This window comes from Labedaea rhizosphaerae, from assembly GCF_004362825.1.
Taxonomy (GTDB): Bacteria; Actinomycetota; Actinomycetes; order Mycobacteriales; family Pseudonocardiaceae; genus Labedaea; species Labedaea rhizosphaerae.
Genome location: NZ_SNXZ01000005.1, coordinates 491376 through 498976, shown reverse-complemented (window position 1 = coordinate 498976; position 7601 = coordinate 491376). Strand labels below are relative to the sequence as shown.

The following is a 7601-nucleotide window of genomic DNA, read 5'->3' as shown; positions in this document are numbered from 1 at the left end:
CTCAAAACCCGCACCCACTACAACGAAACAACCGCATGGTCACACCACACCGACTCCGCCGCCGCTTGACTTCACAGCGCATGGGATGTCTCTTCTGACCCCGCGCGTCCCCTTGTCCGGACGGGTGTGTCCTCCGTTCCGGTCGTGCCGGAGGAGGGGACACACCGTGCGGGAGGAGGGGACACACCGGGTGGGAGGAGGGGACACGCGCGGGAAGGGGCGGTCCAGACCAACCGTTGACTTGTGACCCAGCCCGCATTAGCGTCTCCGAACAACCTTCCCGTACATGAACCGATCCGAACATTGAGGATGTGTTCATGTATGTGAACGAAATGGGACGAGAGGGCGGAACACTCCCATGGCGCGGATCGAGCTCGACGGTCTCCTGGCGTTTCCGCTGACAGCCTTCGCCGACGACCTCACGCTCGACCTCGACGCCTTCGCCAAGCACGTCGAAGTGCACATCGCGGCCGGTGCGGGCGCGTTGTTCGTGGCCTGCGGGACCGGCGAGTTCAGTTCCTTGAGCCCCGACGAGCTGGCCGACGTGCTGAAGACCGCGCGCGACGTGGCCAACCAAAGGGTGCCGATCTGGGTGGGCGCCGGTGGCGGTGCCGCTCAAGCACAAGCAGGGGTGAAGGCAGCCGAGCAAGGCGGCGCCGACGGCGTCCTGCTCATGCCGCCCTACCTGGTCACGGGCCCGCCGGCCGGTCTGGTCGAGCACGTTCGCTACGCCGTCGGCGACAGCGGCATCCCGGTGATCGTCTACCACCGGGCGCCAGGGGTGTTCACGGCGAACGCGGCCAAAGGGCTGGTCGGCATCCCGAACGTCGTCGGGCTCAAGGACGGGTTCGGCGACGTCGACCTGATGACCCGCATCGTCACCACGATCCGGGCCGAGAACCCGGACTTCCTGTTCTTCAACGGGTTGCCGACCGCCGAGGTGTCCGCGCAGGCGTACGCGGCGATCGGCGTGCGCCGGTACTCCTCGGCCGTGCACTGCTTCGCCCCGGCCATCGCGCACCGGTTCCACCGTGCCATCACCGAAAACGACCACGACACGGCGCAGGCCCTGCTGTCCGGGTTCTACCTGCCGCTGGTCGCCCTGCGCGATGAGTCGCCGGGGTTCGCCGTCTCGCTGGTCAAGGCGGCCGCGCGGCTGCGTGGCGACAAGGTCGGCCCGGTCCGGCCACCGCTGGCCGAGCCGACCCCGGACCAGCTCGACCGGCTCGCCCGCATCGTCGACGACGGCCACGCCGCATTGGAGGATCTACCGTCATGATCAACCGCAGGACGGTGTTACGTGGCGGTGCCGCGGCCGCGGTGCTGACCGGGATCTCGGTGCAGACAGCAGCAGTGGCGGCCGCGGCGGCACCCGGACCCGACGACTTCGCCAAGATCGTCGCCGGCTACCGGCAGCTGCAGGTCGGCATCGACCGGCCGTCGCCCGAGCGGACCGCGGCGTTGCGCAACCTCGGCCGGGTCGCCAAGTCCTACAACGACACCATGTCCCTCGATGGGCCACTGTGGACGGACCTGCCGTTCGGCCCGGGCAGCGACTACACCACCTCGATGTACGGGCGGCTGCGGGCGATCGCGGTCGACTGGGGCACGACTGGTGCGCAGCTCGGCGGCGACCCAGCCGTCCTGCAAAGGGTCAAGCAAGCCCTGGAACTGTTGTACGCCAACCAGTACAACGAGAACACCGCCGAGCTCGGCAATTGGTACACCTATGAGATCGGCATCCCGTACTACCTGCTGCACACGCTCGTCACCGTCGCCGACCAGCTCGATCCCGCCGACCTGCAGCGCTTCGTACGCCCCATCAAGCGGTTCGTCGGCGACCCGAACCGCCGGGCCAACAACCCGGGCACCGTCGAGACCGGCGCGAACCGGGCCGACAAGGCGCTGATCTCCATCGTGGCCGGCGCGCTCACCGGTGACGCGGCGTGGATCCAGAAGGGCATCGACGCGATCACCGACGTCGAGGGCGGCGGCAAGGACAGCGTCCTGGCCAAGCTCGACAAGGCCGCGGGCGACGGGTTCCACACCGACGGCTCGTTCCTCCAGCACGGCACCATCCCGTACCCCGGCCACTACGGAATTGTCCTGCTCACCGCGCTGGCCGGCGCCATCCACGTTACCGAGGGCACCAGCTTCGCGTTCCCGGCCGAGCGCAAGGACCAGGTCCACGCGCTGGTGCCGGACACGTTCGCCCCGTTCGTCGTCGGCGGCGCGCTCATGGAACCGGTGCGCGGTCGCATGCTGTCGCGCCAAGGCGAAACCGGGCACGACATCGGGCACCAGCTCACCGTCGCCACCACCGTGCTGGCCCGCACCGCGACCGGCGACCGCAAGGCCGAGTTGAGCGGCCTGGTGGCCAAGTGGATCGGCGAAGGCACCTACGCGTCCTACTTCGAGATCCCCGACCCGGAGCGGTTCGCGCCCGGCCCGGATCTCGTCGCCACGCCCGGAATCGAGTTGGCACAAGAACTCCTGGCCGCCAAGCCGCGGCGCACGCCGACCGTGGCCACGCACCGGGTGTTCGGCCAGCAGGACCGGATGGTGCACACGACGCAGGACTGGTCGAGCTCGCTGGGGCTGGGCTCGACCAGGATCTCCCGCTACGAGTCGATCAACGGGATGAACCTGCACGGCTGGTACACCGGCGACGGCGTGCTCTACACCTTCCTCGCCAACGCACGCGGGCACTACTCCAACGCGTACTGGCCGACCGTGGATCCGTTGCTGTTGCCGGGAACCACGACGAAGACCGGTGACCCGGGTCCGCTCGCGGCCACGCCGATGGGCGCGACCCCGCACAGCGGCGGCGTCCGCCACGACGACCGGCACGGCGCGTACGCCCTGGACTTCGTGTCGGCGGACGGCACGCTGTCGGCCAAGAAGTCGTGGTTCTTCACCCCGCACGGCATCGTCTGCCTGGGCGCCGGGATCACCGACGCGTCCGGCGAACGCGTGCGCACGACCATCGAGAACCGCAACCTCGGCGAGGACGGCAACCCGACCCTGCGGGCCGACGGCTTCCCGGTCGCGGCCACGGGTACGTTGCGGCGCAAGCGATGGCTGCACCTCGACGGGGTCGGCGGCTACCGCGTGCTCGACCACGCCGACGTCGTGGCCGTCCGCGAGGACCGCACGGGTGCGTGGCGCGACGTCGACACCGGCGCGAACACCAAGGGCACCACCGTGCCCTACACGCGCCGTTACCAGAAGCTGCTCATCGACCACGGCGTGCGGCCGACGAACGAGAGCTACGCCTACGCCGTGCTCCCGGCAGCGTCTGTTGTGGACACGGCAATAGTCCAATTAGGCCTGATCCGGGCCAACACCCCGGCGGTGCAAGCGTTCCGGCTGCCGGACGGCACGCTGCTCGCCAACTTCTTCGCGGCGGGCTCCGTCGACGGCGTCTCGGTGTCCGGGCCGGCGTCGATCGCCCTGTCGTACGAGCACGGCGGAAGACGGCTCGACATCGCCGATCCCACCCAGCTCCAGGACTCCGTCCGGGTGAGCGTGCGCGGGCACACCGTGTCCGTCCCGCTGGCCGGCACCTGCGGTGCCACCCAGACGGTTTTGCTCGGCCGGTGACCCCCACCCATCCCAACGAGTCCCAGGAAGAGGCGACACGGCAATGACGCAGGCGGCGCCGCCCAAGCGGAGCATCAACAGAACAACGCTGTACTTCTTCGGTGCCCTAGGCGGCATCCTGTTCGGCTACGACCTCGGGGTCATCTCCGGGGTCCTGCCGTTCATCACCAAGCTGTGGACGCTCACCAGCTGGGACAAGGGGGTCATCACCGCGAGCATCTCGGTCGGCGCGGTGCTCGGCGCGATCTTCTCCCCGCGGGTCAATGAATGGCTCGGCCGGCGCAGCACGATCATGGTGGCCTCGGTGGTCGTCGTGATCGGCACGATCGGCGCCGTGGCGGCCCAGTCGTTCACCATGCTGGTGATCTTCCGGCTGGTCATCGGCATCGGCATCGGCTTCTCGTCGTCCACCGTGCCGACGTACATGGCCGAGCTGGCGCCGGCGAAGTGGCGCGGCGCGATGGGTGCGCTGAACCAGATCTTCATCGTGCTGGGCATCCTGATCGCGTTCCTGGTCAGCTACGGCCTGGGCTCGTCGTCGAACTGGCGGCTGATGTTCGCCGGCGCGATCGTGCCCGCGGTGGTCCTCTTCTTCGGCCTGATGCTGCTGCCCGAGACGCCGCGGTGGCTGCTGAAGAACGGCCGCGAGGAGGAAGCACGCGCGGTGCTGCAGAGCACCCACCGCGCGGGCGACGTCGAGGGCGAGATCACCCAGATCCGCGAGGTCATCCGCCTCGACACCGAGCAGAAGGGCCGCGTGCGCGACCTGTGGGCGCCGTGGGTGCGCCCGATGCTGATCGTGGCTATCCTGCTGGCCGTCGGTCAGCAGTTCAGCGGCGTCAACGCGGTCAACGCGTACTTCCCGACCATGCTGATCGGCCTCGGCTTCGCCACCCAGGCGGCGCTGCTGTCCGGTGTGCTGCTGGGCGTGACGAAGTTCCTGTTCACCGCGTGGGTGGTCTTCGTGGTGGACCGGTGGGGCCGCAAGCCGCTGCTGCTGATCGGCAACGCGATCATGGTGGTCACGCTGGTCGGTGCCGCGCTCGTGGTGCTCAACGTGGACGACACCACCACCAAGGGCGTGCTGATGCTCGTCATGATGATCCTCTACCTGGTCGGCTACGAGCTGGGCTGGGGCGCGGTCGTGTGGGTCATGATGGCCGAGGTGTTCCCGCTGCGGGAGCGCGCCGCGGGCATGGGCGTCGCGAGCGTCGTGCTCTGGGCGTCCACCGGTCTCATCACCGCGATCTTCCCGCTCATGTCGGACAAGAACGCGCTCGGCCTCGGCGGCTCGATGCTCGTCTTCGCCGGGGTCAACGTGGTGCTGTTCGGCCTGACCAAGTGGCTGGTGCCGGAGACCAAGGGCCGCAGCCTCGAGCAGATCGAGCTGGACCTGCGCAACCGCACGGGTGTCGGGTCCAAAGGCATCGGGGCGAAGGCCGAAGTCTGATGGATCGAATCGAGCGGGTGACGATCTCGTCGGTCACCCTCCCGTTGTCCGTGCCGGTCAGCGACGCCAAGGTGCTGACCGGCCGGCAGCGGCCGATGACCGAGGTCGCCGTGCTGTTCGCGGAGGTCACCGACGCGGGCGGCGCGAGCGGCTTCGGGTTCAGCTATTCGAAGCGGGCGGGCGGGCCCGGTCAGTACGCGCACGCGTGCGAGATCGCGCCCGCCCTGCTCGGCGAGGATCCCAGCGACATCGGGCGGTTGTGGGACAAGCTCGCATGGGCCGGTGCCTCGGTCGGTCGCTCCGGCCTTGCGGTGCAAGCGATCGCGGCGTTCGACATCGCCTTGTGGGACATGAAGGCCAAGCGGGCCGGGCTGCCGCTGGCCAAGTTGCTCGGCGCGCACCGGGATTCGGTGCGCTGCTACAACACCTCCGGCGGTTTCCTGCACGCGCCGGTGTCGTCGATCCTGGAGCGGGCGGCGGAGTCGCTGGCCGCCGGGATCGGCGGGATCAAGCTCAAGGTCGGCCAGCCTTCGACGTCGGTCGACCTCACCCGGGTGACGGCGGTCCGGGAGAAGCTCGGCGACGACGTGCCCCTGATGGTCGACGCCAACCAGCAGTGGGACCGGCCGACCGCGCGCCGGATGTGCCGCGCGTTCGAGCCGATGAACCTGGTGTGGATCGAGGAACCGCTCGACGCCTACGACTTCGACGGCCACGCCGCGTTGTCGCGGGCCTTCGACACCCCGATCGCGACCGGCGAGATGCTGGCCAGCGCGGCGGAGCACATGGCCTTGATCGACGCCGGGGTCGACATCGTGCAGCCCGACGCGCCCCGGGTCGGTGGCATCACCCAGTTCCTGAAGGTGATGGCGGCGGCCGAGCGAGCGCACCTGCAGCTGGCGCCGCACTTCGCGCGGGAGATCCACGTGCACCTGGCGGCGGCCTACCCCTTGGAGCCGTGGGTCGAGCACTTCGAGTGGTTCGACCCGCTGTTCAACGAGCACCTCGAGATCGCCGACGGCCGGATGCACCTGTCGGCGCGGCCCGGGCTGGGCGTGACGGTCAGCGACCAGGCGCGCGCGTGGACCGTGGCCACGCACGAGGTGACCGCTTAACGCGACCAGATCCGCCGCGACGCCGACAGCGAGTCCTTGTCCAGCGCGGGTGGGGTGGCCCAGGTGCGCTGGATCCGCTCGGTGCTGTCGAACCGTGGCCAGCCGGGATCGCCGGTCGCGGCGAACGCGGCGAAGGCATCGCGCAGGGCGGTAGAGAGTGCGGCGAACTCCGGCGGGACCTGCGGGCCGATCAGGCCCGCGGCCAGCGGGCTGTGCGGGGTGTCGAAGGTGAAGGGCACGTCGAGGCCGTGGCAGGCCCGCAGCGCACCGCCGCGGGCCGGGCTGCGCCACGCGAACTCGTAGAGGTAGGTGTCGCGTCCCGCGTCGGCGCCGGCCTCGGCGCACCACAAGGCGGGGATGCGGAACAGGGCATCCGACAGGATGAGCGCGTGCAGGTCCTCGTCGGTGATGCCGGGGTTCGCGGCCCGGTAGTCCCGGACCGCGCTCGGAGCCAGGCCGCAGCCGCGTGCGGTGTCGGTGGGATCGGCGGTCGAGAAGTCCGCGTCCACGGTGAACATCCGCGCTTCGTCGGTGGTGAACCCGCAGATGAGTTCCCGGTCGGTGGCCCGCTGGTGCGTGCGGCTCCACGGTGGGGCGTCGAACAAGTCGTCGTCGATGACCAGCGAGTACGGCGCGTTCGGGTGCGTCCACCGGTCCGGTTCGGCCGCCATGACCGCCACCGGCGCCATCTGGACCGCGTGGATCTGCTCGGGCGGCACCGCGGCCAGGGCCTCGGCGCTCGGGCGGACACCGAGCCGTGAGGTGATCATCGCCGACACGGCGCGGGCCTCGTCGGCCGGGACGAAGATCTTGCCCGGGCTCTGTGCGATGCCCCGCCGGAAAAGCCCTTGCCCGCCACCGCTTGCGAGCAGTCCCACGATCGACGACGCGCCCGCGGACTGCCCGATCAAGGTCACCGCGTCCGGGTCCCCGCCGAAGGCGGCGATGTTGTCGTGCACCCAGCGCAGGGCGGCGAGCTGGTCGAGCACGCCGCGGTTGCCCGGCGCGTCCTCGACCCAGCCGAAACCCTCGTAGCCCACCCGGTAGTTCACCGTCACCAGGACGATGCCCGCGGCGGCGTAGGCCGTGCCGTCGAAGTCGTTGGTGGCGGCGGTGCCGCCCAGGCACGCGCCGCCGTGGATCCACACCAGCACCGGCAGCCCGGAGCGCGTGACGTCGGGGGTCCACACGTTGACCGTGAGGCACTCGGGGTCGTCGCCGGGGTGCCAGAGGAACGGTTGCGGCACCGAGGAACCGAACACCCGTGCGTCGCGTGCCCCGTCCCAGCGGGACGCCGGGACCGGCGCCTGGAACCGGCGGACGCCCGTCAGCGGTGCGGCATAAGGGATGGCGAAGAAGGTCGAGCACCCCGCGCGCGCCTCGCCACGCACTGCTCCGCCTTCTGTACGGACAACCACATCCATCGTGACCCC

5 protein-coding genes are annotated in these 7601 nt (G+C 70.0%); 4 read left to right on the top strand and 1 reads right to left on the bottom strand.

Annotated elements, in window-relative coordinates; genetic code table 11:
- Positions 1-358 precede the first annotated feature (358 nt).
- The 4 genes from EV186_RS28875 to EV186_RS28860 are packed head-to-tail and all read left to right on the top strand — an operon-like array spanning position 359 to position 6168.
- A complete protein-coding gene (locus tag EV186_RS28875; RefSeq protein WP_133852589.1) occupies positions 359-1279 on the top strand; it encodes a 5-dehydro-4-deoxyglucarate dehydratase in 921 nt (306 codons plus the stop codon).
- On the top strand, positions 1276-3603 hold the full coding sequence (locus EV186_RS28870) for a polysaccharide lyase 8 family protein (RefSeq protein ID WP_133852588.1): 2328 nt from the start codon (positions 1276-1278) through the stop codon (positions 3601-3603). Before EV186_RS28875 ends, EV186_RS28870 begins: the two co-directional genes overlap by 4 nt.
- Positions 3604-3646: 43 nt before the next feature.
- Positions 3647-5053: a sugar porter family MFS transporter gene (locus EV186_RS28865; protein WP_133852587.1), complete on the top strand. Its 1407-nt coding sequence runs from the start codon at positions 3647-3649 to the stop codon at positions 5051-5053.
- The gene (locus EV186_RS28860; RefSeq protein ID WP_133852586.1) at positions 5053-6168 is read left to right on the top strand and encodes an L-talarate/galactarate dehydratase; all 1116 of its coding nucleotides are present in this window, start codon (positions 5053-5055) and stop codon (positions 6166-6168) included. Before EV186_RS28865 ends, EV186_RS28860 begins: the two co-directional genes overlap by 1 nt.
- Here the strand turns inward: EV186_RS28860 and EV186_RS28855 are convergent.
- Positions 6165-7592 carry a carboxylesterase/lipase family protein gene (locus EV186_RS28855; RefSeq protein ID WP_133852585.1) on the bottom strand — a complete coding sequence of 476 codons (1428 nt, stop codon included), beginning with the start codon at positions 7590-7592 and terminating at the stop codon, positions 6165-6167. The genes EV186_RS28860 and EV186_RS28855 overlap by 4 nt on opposite strands.
- Positions 7593-7601: the final 9 nt, after the last annotated feature.